The organism is Pseudomonas taiwanensis DSM 21245 (genome assembly GCF_000425785.1).
Classification (GTDB): Bacteria; Pseudomonadota; Gammaproteobacteria; order Pseudomonadales; family Pseudomonadaceae; genus Aquipseudomonas; species Aquipseudomonas taiwanensis.
On record NZ_KE384450.1, the window covers coordinates 347,017 to 366,591 of the forward strand.

14 protein-coding genes and 1 pseudogene are annotated in these 19,575 nt (G+C 62.5%); 11 read left to right on the forward strand and 4 right to left on the reverse strand.

Annotated elements, in window-relative coordinates; genetic code table 11:
- Positions 1-30: 30 nt before the first annotated feature.
- Positions 31-147, reverse strand: a pseudogene (locus tag H620_RS27920) (hypothetical protein); the annotation flags it as partial.
- A gap of 126 nt (positions 148-273) precedes the next feature.
- On the opposite strand from H620_RS27920, the gene H620_RS27030 reads away from it, so the two are divergent.
- Together H620_RS27030 and H620_RS0120500 are read left to right on the forward strand one after the other, a co-directional pair.
- Positions 274-987 (forward strand): hypothetical protein, encoded by a 714-nt coding sequence (locus H620_RS27030; RefSeq protein WP_148299900.1) that lies wholly within the window; start codon positions 274-276, stop codon positions 985-987.
- Positions 988-1,437, forward strand: coding sequence for a hypothetical protein (locus H620_RS0120500; protein WP_023378408.1), 450 nt, complete (start codon positions 988-990; stop codon positions 1,435-1,437).
- A 48-nt stretch (positions 1,438-1,485) separates the two neighbouring features.
- On the opposite strand, the gene H620_RS0120505 is transcribed toward H620_RS0120500, so the two are convergent.
- Positions 1,486-3,288: an acyl-CoA dehydrogenase gene (locus H620_RS0120505; RefSeq protein ID WP_023378409.1), complete on the reverse strand. Its 1,803-nt coding sequence runs from the start codon at positions 3,286-3,288 to the stop codon at positions 1,486-1,488.
- A 502-nt stretch (positions 3,289-3,790) separates the two neighbouring features.
- Positions 3,791-7,744: a trifunctional transcriptional regulator/proline dehydrogenase/L-glutamate gamma-semialdehyde dehydrogenase gene (gene putA, locus H620_RS0120510; RefSeq protein WP_023378410.1), complete on the reverse strand. Its 3,954-nt coding sequence runs from the start codon at positions 7,742-7,744 to the stop codon at positions 3,791-3,793.
- A gap of 355 nt (positions 7,745-8,099) precedes the next feature.
- On the opposite strand from putA, the gene putP reads away from it, so the two are divergent.
- The 9 genes from putP to H620_RS0120555 all read left to right on the forward strand — a co-directional run bounded on the left by putP (position 8,100) and on the right by H620_RS0120555 (position 18,942).
- Positions 8,100-9,578: a sodium/proline symporter PutP gene (gene putP / locus H620_RS0120515; RefSeq protein WP_023378411.1), complete on the forward strand. Its 1,479-nt coding sequence runs from the start codon at positions 8,100-8,102 to the stop codon at positions 9,576-9,578.
- 153 nt (positions 9,579-9,731) lie between these two features.
- Positions 9,732-10,568 (forward strand): 23S rRNA (adenine(2030)-N(6))-methyltransferase RlmJ, encoded by an 837-nt coding sequence (locus tag H620_RS0120520; protein ID WP_023378412.1) that lies wholly within the window; start codon positions 9,732-9,734, stop codon positions 10,566-10,568.
- 229 nt (positions 10,569-10,797) lie between these two features.
- Positions 10,798-12,555, forward strand: a complete 1,758-nt coding sequence (locus H620_RS0120525; RefSeq protein WP_027907950.1) for a carbamoyltransferase family protein — start codon at positions 10,798-10,800, stop codon at positions 12,553-12,555.
- Positions 12,539-13,669 carry a glycosyltransferase gene (locus tag H620_RS0120530; protein ID WP_023378414.1) on the forward strand — a complete coding sequence of 377 codons (1,131 nt, stop codon included), beginning with the start codon at positions 12,539-12,541 and terminating at the stop codon, positions 13,667-13,669. The genes H620_RS0120525 and H620_RS0120530 overlap by 17 nt, the downstream gene beginning before the upstream one ends.
- A complete protein-coding gene (locus H620_RS0120535; RefSeq protein ID WP_023378415.1) occupies positions 13,669-14,565 on the forward strand; it encodes an antimicrobial resistance protein Mig-14 in 897 nt (298 codons plus the stop codon). Before H620_RS0120530 ends, H620_RS0120535 begins: the two co-directional genes overlap by 1 nt.
- Positions 14,562-15,965 carry a PIG-L deacetylase family protein gene (locus H620_RS0120540; protein WP_023378416.1) on the forward strand — a complete coding sequence of 468 codons (1,404 nt, stop codon included), beginning with the start codon at positions 14,562-14,564 and terminating at the stop codon, positions 15,963-15,965. Before H620_RS0120535 ends, H620_RS0120540 begins: the two co-directional genes overlap by 4 nt.
- A gap of 46 nt (positions 15,966-16,011) precedes the next feature.
- Positions 16,012-16,968 carry a glycosyltransferase family protein gene (locus H620_RS0120545; RefSeq protein ID WP_027907951.1) on the forward strand — a complete coding sequence of 319 codons (957 nt, stop codon included), beginning with the start codon at positions 16,012-16,014 and terminating at the stop codon, positions 16,966-16,968.
- A gap of 64 nt (positions 16,969-17,032) precedes the next feature.
- The gene (locus tag H620_RS0120550; protein ID WP_023378418.1) at positions 17,033-17,806 is read left to right on the forward strand and encodes a glycosyltransferase family 2 protein; all 774 of its coding nucleotides are present in this window, start codon (positions 17,033-17,035) and stop codon (positions 17,804-17,806) included.
- Between the two features lie 44 nt (positions 17,807-17,850).
- Positions 17,851-18,942: a glycosyltransferase gene (locus H620_RS0120555; protein WP_023378419.1), complete on the forward strand. Its 1,092-nt coding sequence runs from the start codon at positions 17,851-17,853 to the stop codon at positions 18,940-18,942.
- Positions 18,943-18,945: 3 nt separating this feature from the next.
- Here H620_RS0120555 and H620_RS0120560 read toward each other — a convergent pair whose 3' ends face one another.
- On the reverse strand, positions 18,946-19,551 hold the full coding sequence (locus H620_RS0120560; protein WP_023378420.1) for a BUD32 family EKC/KEOPS complex subunit: 606 nt from the start codon (positions 19,549-19,551) through the stop codon (positions 18,946-18,948).
- Positions 19,552-19,575: the final 24 nt, after the last annotated feature.

The window sequence follows — 19,575 nt, forward strand, 5'->3', positions numbered from 1 at the left end:
CGGAAACCTCCGTTGGCACGGTGGCTCCCCCTAGAACCACCCGTCTTGCATGGCGAGGCAGGTGTCGTCGCGTGCCTCGAGCAATGCCAGGTCATTATGGCAGGGCGGCAGTTCCCAGGTCAGGAAATAACGAGCGGCTTGCAGCTTGCTGAGCCGGCTCACGCCGCTACAGCGCAGAGAAAAGAGAAAAGCCCTACGCGCTATCAGGAATTGGCTGGCTAACCTTTTTTGTGGAGTGGGAGCTTGATGGATTTTTGATCAGTTGGTGTCCACATGATACTTCTGATTCCTCGCTCGAAAGCGGACGTTCACTGTTCATTTCGCTTCGAAACGCCTTTCTTTGCCGTTTATCGTGTGTCCGAATCCTTGTTAAGGCCGGACGATTTGCCGGGGCTGCATGAGCTAATCCAAGAGTGCGGATTTTCACCCCATGAGTGCTTATTTGAGTACGCCAAAAATATCACTCTAAAAAAAGTCGGTGATGGTGATTGGTTGCTAGCGTGTTCAGAGCCAATCAGTCCATTCAAGCCTAAAAGGGCTGAGTTTTGGCCCCTGCACAGCTCTCATGGCCAAGATTATTTGGAGTCAGTGACAGACAGTGCACGGGCAGAGGTTTTTTCAGCAGGATCGAACCCAACGGAAACCAGCGGGCCAGGAAAGTGGTTGTTAAAAGTGATCGATAATGATGCGTTGTGGAACATATTGGCAATAGCCTCGAATAGAACCGGCACGATTGCCAATGAAGGAAGTATGTTTTTTTCGGATGGTAAGGACTGGGCAAATACTAGCCGTACACTCACACATGAATGGACTAGACTGGCGGATGACGAGCAGCACTTCGAGTCGGGCTCTGCGGTTTACCGTTATGGCACTCTGAAAAAAACGGTTCAGAAGTATGTGGAGTCGGATGACAATTGGGCGGTGAAAGGCCTGTCATGGTATTGGGTGCCGGTGACGCCCAATATTATTTTCGAACGGAAGCATTAAATGGATGAGAGGGTAGCGAGGAAGTACGTGTGGTGGGGATGGGGCGCCTTGGATGCACTGTATATGTTGAACTATGTGGCGAAGAGTGTGCTGCAAGATCGGCTCCCCTTTTTCTCAGACGCGCTGAGTGCGTTGAGGATCATTGATGATCACGGCAGCTATGCCGCTGTATTCATAACGCTGGGGTGGTGTTTGCAGTTGTCCATTGCTGCAAGTGGTATCTTGCTCTTGCGCAGGAGTCGGTGGGGTGAACGCTTGGTTTGGCTGCAGTTGCCATTTAGGTTATTGCTGTTCGTACCTTCTGCATCGGTGCTGTTTTATTATATGGCTCCTCATTTTTCGCAGGGCTCAGTTGTAGGGATTGCACTTGTGGTTGCTAGCGAGCTCGCAAAGGTCTGGAGCCTGTGGTTTTTCAAAGAATCTGCACCCTCCACAGGAAGCATCACATAACGGGGAGTCGAGTTGGTATGAGCCACCGTGTTCTCGGTGGCTCCCCCTTTAGAACCACCCGTCTTGCATGGCGAGGCAGGTGTCGTCGCGTACCTCGAGCAATGCCAGGTCATTATGGCAGGGCGGCAGTTCCCAGGTCAGGAAATAACGAGCGGCTTGCAGCTTGCCGAGGTAGAAGTCGCGGTCCGCTTCGGTGCCCTTGATCAAGCCCAGCTCGGCATGAATTGCCTGCTCCAGCCAGCGCCAGCCAATGACGCAGTGGCCGAAGGCCTTGAGGTACAGCGCCGAGTTGGCCAAGGCTCCTGCGACCTTGCCCTGGGCCAAATCGCCGAGCAAGGCAAGGGTCACGGCTTGCAGCCGATTGACCAGCTGCTCGAGAGGTTGGCGCAGCGCGTCGAGGCTCGGGTGGTGGCTGGCGCGCTCGGCAGTGGCGGCGATCAGACGGACCAGCTGCTTGAGCCCGGAGCCACCGTTTTGCGCGAGCTTGCGGCCCAGCAAATCGAGTGACTGGATGCCGTGGGTGCCTTCGTGGATCGGATTCAGGCGGTTGTCGCGGTAGTACTGCTCGACCGGGTATTCGCGGGTGTAGCCGTGGCCGCCGAGAATCTGGATGGCCAGTTCGTTGGCCTTGAGGCAGAACTGCGAAGGCCATGACTTGACGATGGGCGTCAGCAGGTCGAGCAGTTCGTGGGCCTGGCGGCGTGCTGCGTCGTCGCTGGCGGTTTGAGTGTCATCGAACAGCCGCGCGGCATACAGGCCGAGGTCGAAGGCACCCTCGACATAAGCTTTCTGTGCCAGCAGCATGCGCCTGACATCAGTGTGAGCGATGATCGGCACTGCCGGGCTCTGAGGATCTTTGTTGTCCGGTAGTCGTCCTTGTGGCCGCTGGCGGGCGTATTCCAGTGAGTACAGGTAGCCTGCATAACCCAACATCACCGCACCCATGCCCACGCCGATGCGAGCTTCATTCATCATCTGGAACATGCACGCCAGGCCTTGGTGTGGCTGGCCGATCAGGTAGCCGACGCACGCGCCGTTGTCACCGAAGTTCAGTGCAGTGGACGTGGTGCCGCGCCAGCCCATCTTGTGGAACAGCCCGGCCAGCAGTACATCGTTGCGCGCGCCGCGGCTGCCATCTTCGTTGACCCGGTACTTGGGCACGATGAACAGCGAGATGCCCTTCACTCCGGGGGGCGCATCCGGCAGTTTGGCCAGGACCATGTGCACGATGTTTTCCGACAGTTCGTGATCGCCGCCGGAAATGAAAATCTTGTTGCCCTTGATGCGGTAGCTGCCGTCGCCAGCAGGTTCGGCGCGGGTGCGGATGTCGGCCAGCGACGAGCCCGCGTGGGGTTCGGTCAGGGCCATGGTGCCGAAGTAGCGGCCCTCGATCATCGGCTGGAGGAACAGGCGTTTCTGTTCCTCGGTGCCGAAGCTTTCGATCAGGTTGGCCGCACCCATGGTCAGGAACGGGTAGGCCGTGGTGCCAGCGTTGGCGGCCTGGAAATGGGCGAAGCAGGCCTGCGAGAGCAGGCTTGGCAGCTGCATGCCGCCCACTTCGAAGTCACGGTTGGCGTTGAGGAAGCCGGCTTCCAGAAACGCATCGACGGCCGGTTTCACGTCCGGGATCAATTCCGCGCGGCCATCCACGTAGCGCGGCTCGTGCTCGTCGCCTTTGCGGTTGTGTGGGGCGAAGAACTTTTCGGCGATGGTACGGGCGGTGGTGAGCGCCGCGTCGAAAGTCTCGCGGCTGTGCTCGGCGAAGCGCGGGCGCTGGGTCAGGGCCTCGGCGTCGAGGACTTCGTAGAGTTCGAAGGCAAGGTTGCGTGGGCTGAGCAGGGTCTCGGGCATGGTGGCGGTCCTTGGACGGGCTTGGGGCGAGTCTAGGGCTGCTGTTTTGGTAGGGACAGGGTTATTGGTATTGGTGATATGGGAGAAGAAGGCGGAGCGGCAGCTGGATGGAAGGCGTGATGGCGGGCAGGTGCTTGTCGTTGGTTTGGCTGGGGTCTTGAGATCGAGCGCCGCCCGCGCGGCGCATCGCGAGCAAGGCTCGCTCCTACGGCTGTTTCGGGCCAGTAACGCCAGTGGCAGACGCGCGCGACCGTCTTGTTTGGACGACTCGATATCGCGCCGTTCACCAAAGCGGTCGCGCGCCAATATCACAGGAATAATTGGCCCGAAACAAACGTAGGAGCGAGCCTTGCTCGCGATGCGCCGCGCGGGCGGCGCTCGATCTCACGGCCACTGCAACGCCAACGTCGAACCCCCCTGAAGCATCGCCATATGCATTACCTGAACGCCAGCCAAAAAAAAAGGAGAGCCTAAGCTCTCCTTCCTTTTCGCATCAGCCCAATCAGCCAATGGTCATCAAGCTGGCGTTACCGCCCGCCGCTGCGGTGTTCACACTTACCGCGCGCTCGATCACCAATCGCTCCAGCGCAATCTGATGGTCGCCGCTGGACAGCCCGTGAACGCCGACGATCGCACCGGCACGCTTGGCCACCTGTTGGCAAATGCCGCGCAGCTGGTCCGAGTCGCCATGATGGAGGACTGCATCGAAGGCCACTTCGTCCTTGTTCCAGTCAGCCACCAGCTTGACCTTGGCCTGCAGCTCTTTCGGCAGGCGGGCGCGCAGGCTCTTGGCCGGTTCGCCATCCTGGAACACCGCCGAGCTGCCGACCGCCAGCACTGCAGCCAACTGAGCCAGCAGGTCCGCTTCGTTGTCCGCCAGGCACAGCACGTGCTCGCGTGGCAGGATGGTGTAGCTGTTGCGCTCGCCAGTCGGTCCTGGCAGGACGCGGGAGATACCGCTTTGCGACTGCGCGGCGAACTGCTCGCAGAGGGCGGCCAGATCGCTCAGCTGGTTGCTGTCTGCCCAGGCCTTGAGGCTGTGCAGCGGCTTGGTCAGCTGTTCGTGCAAGGTGCGGTCCGGCTTGCCTTCGCCATCCTGATGCTGGAAGTGACGGGCAATGGCATCGGCCGGACGGGTCGACAGCAGGCGATACAGGTACAGCGGGCCGCCCGCTTTCGGGCCGGTGCCGGACAGGCCTTCGCCACCGAATGGCTGTACACCCACCACCGCGCCGACGATGTTGCGGTTGACGTACATGTTGCCAGCGTTAGCGGTCTCGACCACCTTGGCGATGGTCTCGTCGATACGGGTATGCACGCCGAGGGTCAGGCCATAGCCGGAAGCATTGATCTGCTCGATCAGCTGGTCGAGGTTGCGGCGGTTGTAGCGCACGACGTGCAGCACAGGACCAAAGATCTCGCGCTTGAGCTCGTCGAAGCTCTCCAGTTCGATCAGGGTCGGCATGACGAAGGTGCCGCGCTTGCATTCCTCGGCGTTGGCGATGGCGACCTGGTAGACCGAGCGACCTTTCTCGCGCATACCCTGGATGTGCTTCTCGATGCCAGCCTTGGCCTCGGCGTCGATCACCGGGCCGATGTCCACGGCCAAGCGGTCCGGGTTGCCCAGGCGGCTTTCGGCCATGGCGCCCTTGAGCATCTCGATCACGCGGTCAGCGGAGTCTTCCTGCAGGCACAGGACCCGCAGGGCCGAGCAACGCTGGCCAGCACTGTCGAAGGCCGAGGACACCACGTCGATCACCACCTGTTCGGTCAGGGCCGAAGAGTCGACGATCATTGCGTTCTGGCCACCGGTTTCGGCGATCAGCGGAATTGGGCGGCCCTGATTGTCCAGGCGACCGGCGACGTTGCGTTGCAGCAGGCGAGCAACTTCGGTGGAGCCGGTGAACATGACACCCTTGACGCGCTCGTCACCGACCAGGCCGGCGCCGACGGTTTCACCGCGGCCTGGCAGCAGTTGCAGCACGCCTTCCGGAATGCCGGCTTCCAGCAGCAGACGCACGGCCTGGGCTGCGATCAGCGGGGTTTGCTCGGCCGGCTTGGCCAGCACCGGGTTACCGGCAGCCAGCGCCGCGGCCACTTGGCCGGTGAAGATCGCCAGCGGGAAGTTCCACGGGCTGATGCACACCACCGGGCCCAGTGGGCGGTGGGCGTCGTTGCTGAAGTCGTTGCGTGCCTGTACTGCGTAGTAGCGCAGGAAGTCCACCGCCTCGCGCACTTCGGCGATGGCGTTGGCGAAGGTCTTGCCGGCTTCGCGGATGAGCAGGCCCATCAGCGGCTGGATCTCGGCTTCCATCAGGTCGGCGGTGCGTTCGAGGATCGCCGCGCGTTCGGCCGGTGGAGTGGCCTGCCAGATCGGCCCGGCATTGAGCGCGCACTGGATGGCGTTGTCTACGTCGGCAACCGTGGCTTCCTGAACGTGACCGACCACGTCACGATGGTCGGCTGGGTTCAGTACCGGCGCGGCAGTGCTTTCGCTGGCGGCGCAGGCCAGCAGCGGGGCGGCTTTCCAGTCGTTGTGAGCGGTGGCCAGCATGGCGCAGGACAGCGACGCCAGGCGATGTTCGTTGGCCATGTCGATACCGGCGGAGTTGGCTCGCTCGGTGCCGTACAGATCACGCGGCAGCGGGATGCGCGGGTGTGGCAGGCCGATGCTGCCTTCCTGAGTGGCCATGCGCTCGATGCTGGCGACTGGGTCGGCGACCAGTTCCTGGATCGAGATCGAGTGGTCGGCAATGCGGTTGACGAACGAGGTGTTGGCGCCGTTTTCCAGCAGACGACGTACCAGGTAGGCCAGCAGCGTTTCGTGCGTACCGACCGGTGCATAGACGCGGCACGGGCGGTTGAGCTTGCCTTCGGAGATCTTGCCGACAACCTGCTCGTACAGCGGCTCGCCCATGCCGTGCAGGCACTGGAACTCATACTGGCCCGGATAGTAGTTCTGGCCGGCGATGTGGTAGATGGCCGACAGGGTGTGGGCGTTGTGGGTGGCGAACTGCGGGTAGATGGCTTCTGGCACCGACAGCAGCTTGCGGGCACAGGCGATGTAGGAAACGTCGGTGTACACCTTGCGGGTATAGACCGGGTAGCCTTCCAGGCCTTCCACTTGGGCGCGCTTGATCTCGCTGTCCCAGTAGGCGCCTTTCACCAGTCGGATCATCAGGCGGTGACGGCTGCGCTTGGCCAGGTCGATGACGTAGTCGATCACGTACGGGCAGCGCTTCTGATAGGCCTGGATAACGAAACCGATACCGTTCCAGCCTGCCAGCGACGGCTCGAAGCACAGGCGCTCGAGCAGGTCGAGGGACAGTTCGAGGCGGTCGGCTTCTTCGGCGTCGATGTTCAGGCCGATGTCGTACTGCTTGGCCAGCAGGGTCAGTGACAGCAGGCGCGGGTACAGCTCTTCCATCACGCGCTCGTACTGGGCGCGGCTGTAGCGTGGGTGCAGGGCCGACAGCTTGATGGAGATGCCCGGGCCTTCATAGATGCCGCGGCCATGGGAGGCCTTGCCGATCGAGTGAATGGCTTGTTCGTAGGACGCCAGGTATTTCTGCGCATCGTGCTCGGTCAGTGCGGCTTCGCCGAGCATGTCGTAGGAATAGCGGAAACCTTTGGACTCGAAACGGCTGGCGTTGGCCAGGGCTTCGGCGATGGTTTCACCGGTGACGAACTGCTCACCCATCAGGCGCATGGCCATGTCGACGCCCTTGCGGATCATCGGTTCGCCGCTCTTGCCGATGATGCGGGTGAGCGAGGAGGTCAGGCCGGATTCGTTGTGGGTGCTGACCAGCTTGCCGGTCAGCAGCAGGCCCCAGGTGGCGGCATTGACGAACAGCGACGGGCTGTTGCCCAGGTGCGGCTGCCAGTTGCCAGTACTGATCTTGTCGCGGATCAGGGCGTCGCGAGTGCCTTTGTCAGGGATGCGCAGCAGGGCTTCGGCCAGGCACATCAGGGCTACGCCCTCCTGGGACGACAGCGAAAACTCCTGCAGCAGGCCCTGGACGATACCGGCACGGCCTCCAGCGCTCTTCTGGTTACGCAATTTTTCAGCGATGCCGGCGGCCATCTTGTTGGTGGCTTCGGCTTGCGCTGCGCTCAGGCGAGCCTGCTCCAGCAGCATCGGAATGACTTCCTGCTCCGGACGGCGATAGGCGGCAGTGATGGCCGAGCGCAGTACCGATTGCGGCAGGATGCTCTCGGCGAACTCGAGGAAGCACTGGTGGACGTGGTCGGGCTGGACTTCGCCAGCTTCGTCCGCCAGGTTGCTGGCATGACCGTTGAGTTCGGTCAGGGTGGCGCCACCCTCTAGCTTCTCCAGATAGTTGAAGATCGCTTGCTTGATCAACCAATGCGGCGTGCGGTCGATGGACTGCGCAGCTGCTTTGAGTCGCTCACGGGTCGGGTCGTCGAGTTTGACCCCAAGGGTGGTCGTCGCCATTTCTTATCCTCGTTATTGCCACGGCTGTGGCCTAAGCTGTGCCAAGAGTATCCGTAGGTGTTTCCGGGTGCAACCAGGTGCAACCCGAATTTTTTCGGGAAAAGGTGCAACTCGTCCGGTCGGGTGCTTGGCATCCGAAAATGAGGCGTTCCTGGTGCATTTTCTTCTGAAAAACGGGGTTTTTGCTCCAAAAGGGAGCAAGAAATCGGCTTTCTCTGAAAACGCTCGGGCAGGTGCAACTTGCAAGTGAAAAATGGTTGCACCCACTTTGCGTTGTTGCATAGGATTCGCCGCCTGGGTGCAACCGTCTCGCTACGGTTGCGCATGAGATAAAAACAAACGCCAGGGCACACGCATGGGCAATCCACTAACGATCACCTTCGTGATCTACATCGCGGCAATGGTGCTGATCGGCTTCGCCGCCTATCGCTCCACCAAGAACCTTTCCGACTACATCCTTGGCGGTCGTAGCCTGGGCAGCGTGGTTACCGCGCTTTCCGCCGGCGCTTCCGACATGAGCGGCTGGCTGCTGATGGGCCTGCCGGGCGCCATCTACTTCGCAGGTCTTTCCGAAGCCTGGATCGCCATTGGTCTGACCATCGGTGCCTACCTCAACTGGCTGTTCGTCGCCGGTCGTCTGCGTGTGCAGACCGAGTACAACGGCGATGCGCTGACCCTGCCGGACTATTTCTCGAGCCGGTTCGAGGACAACAGCGGTCTGCTGCGAGTCATCTCGGCCATCGTGATCCTGGTGTTCTTCACCATCTATTGCGCCTCCGGCATCGTTGCGGGCGCCCGTCTGTTCGAAAGCACCTTCGGCATGTCCTACGAGACTGCACTGTGGGCCGGTGCTGCCGCGACCATCGCCTACACCTTCGTCGGCGGCTTCCTGGCAGTGAGCTGGACCGACACCGTGCAGGCTTCGCTGATGATCTTCGCGCTGATCCTCACCCCGATCATCGTGCTGATCTCCACTGGCGGCTTCGATACCACCTTCCTGGCCATCGAGGCGCAGAACCCGGCGAACTTCGACATGTTCCGCGGTGCGACCTTCATCGGTGTCATCTCGCTGATGGGTTGGGGCCTGGGCTACTTCGGCCAGCCGCACATCCTGGCACGCTTCATGGCAGCCGATTCGGTCAAGTCCATCGCCAACGCCCGTCGCATTTCGATGACCTGGATGATCCTGTGCCTGGCCGGTACCTGCGCCGTCGGCTTCTTCGGCATCGCCTACTTCTCGGCTCACCCTGAGCTGGCAGGCCCGGTCACCGAAAACCACGAGCGCGTATTCATCGAGCTGGCCAAGATCCTGTTCAACCCTTGGATCGCCGGTGTGCTGCTGTCGGCCATTTTGGCGGCGGTGATGAGCACCCTGAGCTGCCAGCTGCTGGTGTGCTCCAGTGCGCTGACCGAAGACTTCTACAAATCGTTCCTGCGCAAGAATGCGTCCCAGAAGGAACTGGTCTGGGTCGGTCGCCTGATGGTGCTGGCCGTTGCCCTGATCGCCATCGCCATGGCGTCCAATCCGGAAAACCGCGTGCTGGGCCTGGTGGCATACGCCTGGGCAGGCTTCGGCGCCGCGTTCGGTCCGGTCGTTCTGATCTCGGTGCTGTGGAAAGGCATGACCCGTAACGGCGCGCTGGCTGGCATCGTGGTCGGTGCACTCACCGTGATCCTGTGGAAGAACTATGTAGGTCTGGGTCTGTACGAAATCATTCCAGGCTTCCTGTTCGCCACCCTCGCCATCCTGTTGGTGAGCAAGCTGGGCAGCCCGTCGAAGAGCATGGTCACTTGCTTCGAGAAGGCTGATGCCGCGTATCACGCTGGCAAGTAATGCCTGCTGACTCGGTGTAGTCCTGCGCCGCCAAGCCGGCTCCTGCGTCCCCTGCAGGAGTCGGCCTGCCGGCGAAGGCTGGCCACCGATCGGCTGCCGGGCCTGACTCCGCCCGCAAGGCAAGGTAAACTTGCCGCCCCCGCAGGAGTTGCCATGAACTATCGTCACGCCTTCCACGCCGGCAACCACGCCGACGTCCTCAAGCACATCGTGCTGACTCGCCTCATCGCCCTGATGTCGCGCAAGGAACAGCCGTTCGCCTATATCGACACCCACGCCGGCCTTGGGCTGTATGACCTGCAAGGCGACCAGGCTACCCGCACCGGCGAGTATCTCGAAGGCGTCGCCCGGCTGTGGAATCGCGATGACCTGCCGGCAGCGACCGCCGATTACCTGCGCATCATCAAACGCCTGAATGCCGATGGCGAGCTGCGTTACTACCCCGGTTCGCCTGAGCTGGCCCGGCGCCTGATGCGCCAGCAGGACCGTGCGCTGCTCAACGAGAAGCACCCTGAAGACGGTCCGCTGCTCAAGGAAAACATGAAGAAAGACCCGCGTGTGGTCGTGCACCTGGGTGAGGGTTGGCATGTGCCGCGGGCATTGCTGCCGGTACAGGAAAAGCGCGCGATCATGCTGATCGATCCGCCATTCGAGCAGGCTGACGAGCTCAAGCGTTGTACCGTGGCGATGAAAGAGGCCATCGGCCGCATGCGCCAGACCGTCGCGGCCATCTGGTACCCGATCAAGGACCAGCGCTCGCTGACCCGCTTCTATCAGGACCTGACCAGCACCGGCGCGCCGAAGCTGCTGCGGGTCGAGCTGTACGTGCATCACCAGGACAGCCCGCAGGGGCTCAACGGCTCCGGCCTGGCCATCGCCAACCCGCCATGGGGCCTGGAGGAAGAGCTCAAGGAGCTGCTGCCATGGCTGGCCAAGGAGCTGGCCCAAACCGCGGGCAGCTATCGTATGGACTGGCTGATCGCTGAATAACCGATCGGCATGTTTCACTGTGGGGGCGGCCTTGTGTCGCGAAAGGCTTGCACGACACCCCCGCCAATCCCGCAGTGAGCTCGGCGCGCGTCGGCGGCCCTTTCGCGACACAAGGCCGCCCCTACAACGACCGTGCAGGCCATGCTGTTTGCGTTATAATCCCGCCTTTTAGCCGCCACCCGCCTATGAGGCCGCTGGCGCATCTCTACCGAATGAAGAGGCTAGTCCCTTGGCATTGACGATTCTTGGCCTGTCCGGCGCCCTTAGCCATGACCCTTCCGCGGCCCTGTACATCGACGGCAAACTGATTGCCGCCGCCGAAGAAGAGCGCTTCGTGCGTGACAAGCATGCGAAGAGCCGCATGCCCTACGAGTCGGCGAAGTTCTGCCTGGAGCAGGCTGGCATCAAACCGTCCGATGTGGACGTGGTGGCCATTCCGTTCGCCCCGATCAGCCTGTTCGGCAAGGCCCGCTGGCACTATGCCAAGCGCTATTGGTACGCCCCGGACCGCGCGCTCGACGCCATCCTGATGGGCAACCGTCGCTACAAGCGCTACCGCAAGAAGATCGTCTGGTGCCTGGAACAACTCGGCTTCGACCCGAAAAAGGTCAAGATCGAACCCGTCGAACACCACCTGGCGCACGCTTCCAGTGCCTACCACTGCTCGGGCTTCAAGGAAAAAACCGCGATCCTCGGCATCGACGGCAAGGGCGAGTACGCCACCACCTTCTTTGGCTACGGCGAAAACGGCAAGATCCACAAGATCAAGGAGTTCTTCGATCCGGACTCGCTGGGCGGCCTGTATGGCGCGATCACCGAGTTCCTCGGTTTCGAAATGCTCGACGGCGAGTTCAAGGTCATGGGCATGGCGCCGTACGGCGATGCCAGCAAGTACGACTTCTCCCGCCTGGCCAGCTTCGAGAATGGCGAACTGGTGATCAACACCGAGTACGCCAACGTCATCGGCCTGCGCCGCTATAAAGAGAAGGGCAAAGGCTTCTACTTCTCGCCGAAGCTCATCGAGTGGCTGGGGCCGAAGCGTGAAGGCGATATCGCCGACGAGCCGTACATTCACTACGCGGCCAGCATGCAGGCGCTGTTCGAGAAAATCGCCCTGCAGATGATCGACTACTACCTGGGCGACACCCTCAAGCAGACCGGCAAGCTCGCTTTCGCCGGCGGCTGCGCGCTGAACGTCAAGCTCAACCAGAAAATCATCGCTCGCCCCGACGTCAAGGAGCTGTTCGTCCAGCCGGCTTCCGGCGACGCCGGTACCGCCGTGGGTGCCGCAGCCTATGTTTCCCATGCCCGGGGCGTGCCGGTCGAGAAGATGGAACACGTCTACCTCGGCCCGTCCTACTCCAACGAGGACGTGATCGCCGCCTGTGCCCGTCACCCGAGCGCGCCGAAGTGGCGCAAGATCGACGACATGCCGCAGCGCATCGCCAAGATCATGGTCGACGGCAACCCGGTGGCCTGGTTCCAGGGCCGGATGGAGTTCGGTCCGCGTGCCCTGGGCGGCCGTTCCATCATCGGCTGCCCGAGCGTGCCGGGCGTGGCCGACCGCATCAACGAGCAGATCAAGTTCCGCGAACGCTGGAGACCTTTCTGCCCGTCGATGCTCGACACCGTGGCACCGCAGATGATCAAGGTCGATCACCCTGCGCCGTTCATGACCTTCACCTTCGAAGTGGCCGAAGAGTGGAAGACCCGTGTGCCGGAAGTGGTCCACGAGGACGGCACCTCCCGTGCCCAGGTGCTCAAGCGCGAGTACAACCCGCGTTACTACGACATGATGAAGGCCCTGGAAGACCTGACTGGCAACGGTGTGTCGCTGAACACCTCGTTGAACCGTCGTGGCGAACCCATGATCTGCTCGCCGACCGATGCCTTGAACATGTTCTTCGGCTCGGACCTGCAGTACCTGATCATGGAAGACATCCTGGTCGTCAAGGACGGTGCGGCCCCGTATGACCAGCCGCTCTGACCTGCGCGTCCTGCAGTTCTGCCATGGCTATGACGGGCCGTTCCTCGACTGTGCCCGTCAGTACGCCAGCCTGTTCCAGGGCACCGGCTACAAAGTCACCACGGTGTTCCTCACCGGCGCCGCCGACCCGCAGGTTGCCGCTGGCTGTGCGTCGGACGAGGTGCTGTTCCTGGAGTTCAGCTCCAAGGCCGTGCGTGGCCTGAAGCTCGGGGCTATCCGCGCATTGCGCCGGATTGCCGCCGAGCGCGAATTCAGTTTCTGCATCGCCCACCGCTTCAAGCCGATCTATATTGCGTTGCTGGGCACAGGGTTGCCGGTGATCGGCGTGCACCATGCCTTCGGTGACTATGAGCGCAAAGGTCGTCGGCTGTTCGCCAACCTGTTCAGCAAGCGCTTGAGCCTGCTCGGTGTGTCCGATGCCGTGCGTGACGACATGCGCCGTTGCTTGCCACAGTGGCCGGCTGAGCGTATCCAGACGCTCTACAACCGAATCGACATCCAAGCCTTGCAGGCCTCGCTCGTGCCCCGAGCCCAAGCCCGCGAGGCCTTGGGCCTGGATGCGCAGGCCTGGGTCGTCGGCAACGTTGGCCGGCTGCATCCAGACAAGGACCAGGCGACCTTGCTGCGAGGCTTTGCCCAGGCACTGCCAGGGCTGCCCGCCGGATCGCGGCTGGCCATACTGGGGCAAGGGCGTCTGGAGGGTAAGCTCAAGGCGCTGGCCGGCGAGTTGGGTATCGCCGGCCAGGTGGATTTCCTGGGCCAGGTGCCGAACGCTCGCTGTTATTTCCAGGCGTTCGATGTTTTTGCCCTGAGCTCTGACCACGAACCTTTCGGCATGGTCCTGCTCGAAGCCATGGTTGCCGGGGTGCCGGTGCTGGCCACGGCCTGCGGCGGTGCCCGCGAAGTGGTCGAGGGCGTGGGCGTGCTGTTCACGCTGGGCGATGCTGCGCAGCTGGCGCAGGGCCTGCAGCACATGGCGCAGCTGGATGCGCAGCAACGCCAGGCCTGCGCCGGACACATGCTTGAGCGCCTGCACGAGCGTTTCTCCGACGCGGCCGTGCGTGAGGCCTTCTGGCAGTTGCCGCAGGTGCGTGCGATGGTGGCGCAGGCGTGATGCTCAATCATATTCAAGCGTTTCGCGAGCGTGGCTGGCAGGCCATCGACGCTGCAACCTATGCCGAAGTCTGGGGGCGGTACGGGGGAAGCGTCGCGACGCATCCGCTGGTGGTCGAGCAGTTGGCCCAACTGGCGCGAATTCCCGTGCGTTACCTGGGCTGGCAGCAGGGCGGCGAGCTCAAGGCCGCGATTCCCACCTGGGGGCGACACCTGGCGCTGTCCAAGGACGTGCTCAAACGTGCCGGCAAGAAAGGCCTTTTCGACCTGGGCAATGCCGAGATCATCCTGCCTGCCGCCGCGCAGGCAGGAGCCCCGTTGCGTCATGCCGGGCGTTATTTGTCCGAGCTCAACCAGGGGCGGTTCATCGGCCTCAAGGCGCAACCAGAGCAACTGGCTATGGCGCGGGCACACGAAGACCTGTCGAAGAAATTTCGCTACAACCAGCGCCGCGAGCTGCGCCTGTTGGAAGAGGCGGGCGGTGTGGTACGCCCGATCGGCGACTTCAGCGCCAGCGACATCGCCGCCATGTACTGCGACCTGTTCCAGCGGCGCTGGGGCTTCCCGGCCACCGGTGCGGCGCACATGGCCGAGGTGCTGGAGCGTCTTCGCGAGCTGCTGATCGGCTCGGTGCTGATGCTGGATGGCAATGCTATTGCGATCCAGTTGGTGTATCGGGTCGAGGCGCCGGAGTGGGTCAGCGTCGAGTACATCAACGGCGGCGTCGATCCCGAAACCAAGGCCTTCAGCCCCGGTAGTGTGTTGAGCTTCCTCAATACCCAGGCGGCCTGGGACGACGCACAGGCGCGCAACAAGCCACTGCGTTTCTCGTTCGGGCGCGCCGACCGCGAGTACAAGGACCGCTGGTGCAACCCCGTGCCGGTGTTCCAGGTATGAGCCGCAAGCAGCAGTTGCTCAAGCGTCACCGGCGCAACAAACGCCTTGGCCTGCTGGCCAGCCTCGGGCTCTTGCTGGCCTTGGGCTGGCTGACCTGGTGGTGGCTGGCGCTGCTGCTGTTGCCTGTCCTGTGGGCGGCCCATGAGGCTTGGTTCGCCGACCACCTGTTCTATACCCCGGGGGAAGACTACGTCTATCGCTTCGGTGACCAGACCCGCGAGGCAAAGGCCAGCCTGCAAGGTGGCACGCTGCGCACCGACGCCGCACTGAATGGCGATGAAACCTTGGTGCTGCAAGTGCGCGTCAAGAGCCGCTGGCTCGGGCGCTTCCTCGACCCGCGTGTCGAACTGTTCAGCGACGGAGGGCAGGACAGCCAGGCATTCGAGCGTGGCGTCGATGGCGTGCGTTTTCTCAACCTTACCGGCCTTGCTGCCCCGCTACAGGCAGGGAAATTGCGGTTGCGCGGACGTTGCTGCCGGCTGCAGGGCGAGCCACGGCTGTGGATAACCCCCAGCGTCGAGCTGCAGCGTCGCCGGGTGATGGTCATCGCTCCCCACGCCGATGACGCCGAGCTGGCGGCCTATGGACTCTACAGCCAGGCTGACGAAACCTGGGTGGTGACGCTGACTGCAGGCGAGATCGAAGCCGAGCATTACCAGCGGATGGGAATGAGCGGTGCCGAGGCGGCGCGGTTGAAGGGTCGCCTGCGCGCCTGGGACAGCATTGCCGTACCGCGTTGGGCCGGCGTTCCGGAGTCTCGCTGCGTCCAGCTGGGTTATTTCTGCCTGCAATTGCCCGCCATGCAGGCCGCGCCCGACCAGCCAGCTGTTTCCCGTGAAGCCGAGATGGTCGATATTCGCCCGTTTCGCCAGTTCAACCCGTTCCCGTTGCCGGCCGACAGCGATGGCCGGCCGACCTGGAACAACCTGCTGGCCGACCTGCGTGCCCTGTTGGAGCTGGCCAGGCCCGAGGTGCTGGTGATGCCGCATCCGCAACTCGACCCTCATCCAGACCATATCTGTGCCCAGGCTGCTGTGCTGGAGGCCCTGCAGGGCCTGGCGTGGCAACCGCAGACCCTGCTGTGCTACGCCAACCATCTGCACGACAACGACCGCTGGCCGATGGGGGACAGTGGCGATGGCGTAGCCTTGCCGCCGCAGCTGAGCGCCGACCAAGCCTGGGCGCCTTGCAGCCTGGTGCTGGACGTGGCAACTCAGCGCGACAAGGCGATGGCCCTGGGCATGATGCACGACCTGCAACCGCCCGCGCCGTTCAAGCGACGTGTGCGTCGGCTGCTGCAGCGCTGGCTGGCCGGGCGCCGTCCATCGCCCTACGGGGAGAACGAATTCTTCCGTAAGGCCGTGCGCCGGCATGAACTGTTCTGGCGGCGTGAGCTGTAACACGCCTCCGGTTGACCGAGTTGGCGCCGAGCGCCCAAGGAATGCAATGAAAGTCCTATTTCTGGTGCAGAAGGAACAACGGGCGATTCTCGACCGCCTGTACGATGGCGTCGCGGCCAACTGCGAGTGCGACCTGCGCTGGCTGAGCAGCGAGGAGCAACGCAACCTGCGCCGTTACTTCAAGCATGAAGTGGATGTCGAGCGCTACGACCGGATTCTGTTCTTCCTGCGTTTCAAGCAGGAGATCCGCCAGGTGGCATTCATCCGCAGCGTACCGAACCTGGTCATCCTCGAACACGATGCCTACCAGAACTACATCCCCTGCAAGTACACCGGCAAGTTCAGCGCGCACTACCGCAAGCTGCCGTGGGCGCGGGTGATCAGTTCGGGCTACATGGTCAGCGAACGCCTGCGCCAGGAGGGTTTCGACGCGGTGTTCGTGCCCAAGGGCTATGATGAGCAACTGCTGGCCGACCAGGGGCGCGAGCGCGATATCGAACTCGCGTTCGTCGGCAGCACCAAAAGCGTGGCCTACAGTGGCCGCAAGGCCCTGCTGGACGAACTGGGACGGGTCGAAAACCTGGTGGTGACCCGCACCAAGTCGGGTGAGGACTACTGCAACACGCTCAATCGCATCCGCTTCTTCGTCAGCGCCGATGTCGGCATGGGCGAGTACATGATCAAGAATTTCGAGGCCATGGCCTGCGGCTGCGTGCTGCTGGCCTATGATCAGGGCGAAGCGGAGAACCGCGCCCTGGGACTTGAGGACATGCACAACGTAGTCCTTTACGACAGCATTCCAATGCTGCAGGAAAAACTTCGTATACTGCGTGCAGACCCTTCTCTGGCTCAGCGGATTGCAGAAAATGGACGACGTTTGTCCGTATCCCGTTTCAGCTTCGCGGAAGTAGGTCGTAGCATCGTCGAACACATGCGCCCTGCACTGAGGCCTCATCCCCCGCTGACGTTCTTGCAGCGGCTTCGTCTCAAGCTCGGCATCTGACCAGCAGGCGTTTCGCTCGCCAGGGACGGTGAGCAGCGGTTGAAAGCATTGCGGAGGGAATCCGGTGCGCTTTTCCGTTGATAGTGACATCACGCTCGTCGTGACCAGTTGTGGACGGTTCGATCTGCTCAGGCAGACCCTGGACAGTTTCGACCGTTGCAACACAGCACCCATTCGCGAGGTCTTCATCACCGAGGACTCAGGCGACGACGCCGTGCACGCCTGCGTGCCCGAGCACTGGAAGCCCCACTGCCAGGTGTTCGTCAATCGGCCCAAGCTCGGTCAGTTGGCCTCGATCGACCTGGCCTACCGTCACGTCAAGACACCCTACATCTTCCACTGCGAGGATGACTGGAAGTTCTACCGGCAAGGTTTCGTCGAGGACTCCCATGCCATTCTGGAGGCCAGTCCGAGCCTTTTGCAGGTCTGGCTTCGCAGTTACGCGCACGATCTGGCGATTCACAGCCCCTACATTCACCTGGGTGAGCGCCAGGTGATTGCCGGCGTGCCCTGTTATCCGTTGCTTTCCGACAAGGCCGACTGGCAGGCGTTTTCCCTCAATCCCGGCCTGCGACGGCTGAGCGATTATCAGCGGCTTGCACCATTTGCCGCCTATGCTGGGGAGAAGGCGCTTTCCCGACGTTACGCCGAGTTGAACCTGGCCGCCGTGACTCTTGAGGGCGATGCGGTCTTGCACACCGGCTTCGGCATGCATGTGACCTTGCCCGGAGAAGACCGGCGCAAGGCCAGGCGGCGCAAGCGTGATCGGGTGAAGCTGGCATTGACGCTGCTGATAGGCGCGCTGCTTGGTATGGGAATTACCCTGTTCGTTCACTGAGATCGCAGTCCCACCTGGTTCGAGCGGGAGGGGAGCGTTATGCCATGAACATCGTCAACATGATGTGGTCGGGTGGTTCGCGGTACATCTCCATCCACAAGGTGCATTGTCAGGTGCTTGCCTGCATTGGCACCGATGCGCGCATCAGCAACTGGTTGTTGCTGGGCAGCGGCGTGTGCCATGCACTCGGACCGACCCAGGAGTGGCATCTGCCACCGAGGGCCCTGAAGGGCCGCCACCTCTGGCGCCTGCTGCGCCCGTGGCTGCGCAGGCGCCTGCGCAAGGCGCTGGTCGAGGCCCGGGCCGAAGTGCTGCTGCTCGACGGCGTGGGTGTTGCCCGTCTGGTCCTGCCGCTATTGCGACAGGTGCCAGAACTACGGGCCAATGTGTTGTTCCATGGCGGAACCCGGCTAAGCGCCGCCGACATTCGCCTGCTGCGTGAACAGCCCTCCGACCGTCTGAATCTTGCGGCGGTTTCGCAAACCCTTGCCCAATCCCTGTCGCACGACCTGGGCAAGCCGGTCAGGACGCTGCGTATCGCGCTCGACCCGAAGGCTGTTGCCGAGTCGTCACTCAACGCGGCGCAAGCCCGACATACCCTGAAGCTGCTGCCGCCGCCAAACCTGGTCTTTGGGGCCGTGGGCCGCCTGGTGGAGGGGAAGGGGTTCGAGATGCTGATCGAGGCCTTCGCCAAGGCCGCCTCCCGGCAAGCGCACCTACACTTGGCGATCCTCGGCGATGGGCCGCTGCACGCCACCCTGCAGGCGCGAATCGAGGCGTTGGGCTTGGCCGAGCGCATACATTTGCGCGGTCATCGAGAGGACGTGCAGCAGCTGTACCGCGCATTCGACTGGGTGTTGATCCCTTCGCGCTCGGAAGGTTTGGGGCTGGTGGTGCAGGAAGCGGTGCTGGCCGGTGTGCCTGTGATTTGCAGCGACCTGCCGGTATTTCGCGAGCAGTTGCAGGACGCCGGCTGCTATTTACCTGTGGGCGACGCTTGCGAGTGGGCGGTGGCGATAGAGCGCTGCATCACGCTCGACCCTGCCTCCATGGCTGCTCGGCAGCGCCAGGTGCTGGCGCCGGAACAGGCATGGCAGATGTTTCAGGAAAGCTCGGCGAGCCTTCTGCGTGGCTGACCCTCAGCGGGCCAGCAGACTGGCTTCGAATTCGGCGAGCGGGAAGCGATCGCCCAGTTTCTCTCGTTCGATATAGCGCACCATGTGCTGGACGTTGCGTCGGATCATCCGCGCCGACAGCGGTGGGCGCAGGAAGCGCATGTCCGCCACGTCGATCAGCCCCAGGCGCTGGTCGGGGGTAACGACCACGTTGCCCAGGTGCAGCGAGCGGAAGTAGATGCCAGAGCGGTGCAAGTGGCGAATCAGCGTGATCAGTTCTGGCAGGTAGGTGTCCCAGCTGAAGCCTTCGTCGCGCGACATCTGCAACAATGTCCGGCCTGGCAGCGGGCGGTACAGCACCGCCGTCCTGCCCGGCAGGTCGAGCTTGTGCTGACTGATGACCTCCAGTGTCGGAATACCCAACTGCGCCAGGCGTGCGGCGTTGTCGACGAAGCGCTGGGAGTAGGGGCGCAGCAGCGCAGATGAAATCAGACGCTTGCGGCGGAAAACCTTGAGGAAATTGCCATCCTTGAGCAGATAGACTTTGGCTCCATGGCTGTCTGCCTCGAGCACCTGGGCGCCGAGTGTCAGCTGATCGAATTCGACCTGGGTGAGCCGGGAGCTATGCATGAGTAGGGCCTTGCCGTCTGGCGA

Bases quoted from the DNA above. Each gene is read 5' to 3' on its own strand.
- H620_RS27030 (WP_148299900.1), top strand. From the start codon at position 274: ATGATACTTCTGATTCCTCGCTCGAAAGCGGACGTTCACTGTTCATTT.
- H620_RS0120500 (WP_023378408.1), top strand. From the start codon at position 988: ATGGATGAGAGGGTAGCGAGGAAGTACGTGTGGTGGGGATGGGGCGCC.
- H620_RS0120505 (WP_023378409.1), bottom strand. From the start codon at position 3,288: ATGCCCGAGACCCTGCTCAGCCCACGCAACCTTGCCTTCGAACTCTAC.
- putA (WP_023378410.1), bottom strand. From the start codon at position 7,744: ATGGCGACGACCACCCTTGGGGTCAAACTCGACGACCCGACCCGTGAG.
- putP (WP_023378411.1), top strand. From the start codon at position 8,100: ATGGGCAATCCACTAACGATCACCTTCGTGATCTACATCGCGGCAATG.
- H620_RS0120520 (WP_023378412.1), top strand. From the start codon at position 9,732: ATGAACTATCGTCACGCCTTCCACGCCGGCAACCACGCCGACGTCCTC.
- H620_RS0120530 (WP_023378414.1), top strand. From the start codon at position 12,539: ATGACCAGCCGCTCTGACCTGCGCGTCCTGCAGTTCTGCCATGGCTAT.
- H620_RS0120535 (WP_023378415.1), top strand. From the start codon at position 13,669: ATGCTCAATCATATTCAAGCGTTTCGCGAGCGTGGCTGGCAGGCCATC.
- H620_RS0120540 (WP_023378416.1), top strand. From the start codon at position 14,562: ATGAGCCGCAAGCAGCAGTTGCTCAAGCGTCACCGGCGCAACAAACGC.
- H620_RS0120545 (WP_027907951.1), top strand. From the start codon at position 16,012: ATGAAAGTCCTATTTCTGGTGCAGAAGGAACAACGGGCGATTCTCGAC.
- H620_RS0120555 (WP_023378419.1), top strand. From the start codon at position 17,851: ATGAACATCGTCAACATGATGTGGTCGGGTGGTTCGCGGTACATCTCC.
- H620_RS0120560 (WP_023378420.1), bottom strand. From the start codon at position 19,551: ATGCATAGCTCCCGGCTCACCCAGGTCGAATTCGATCAGCTGACACTC.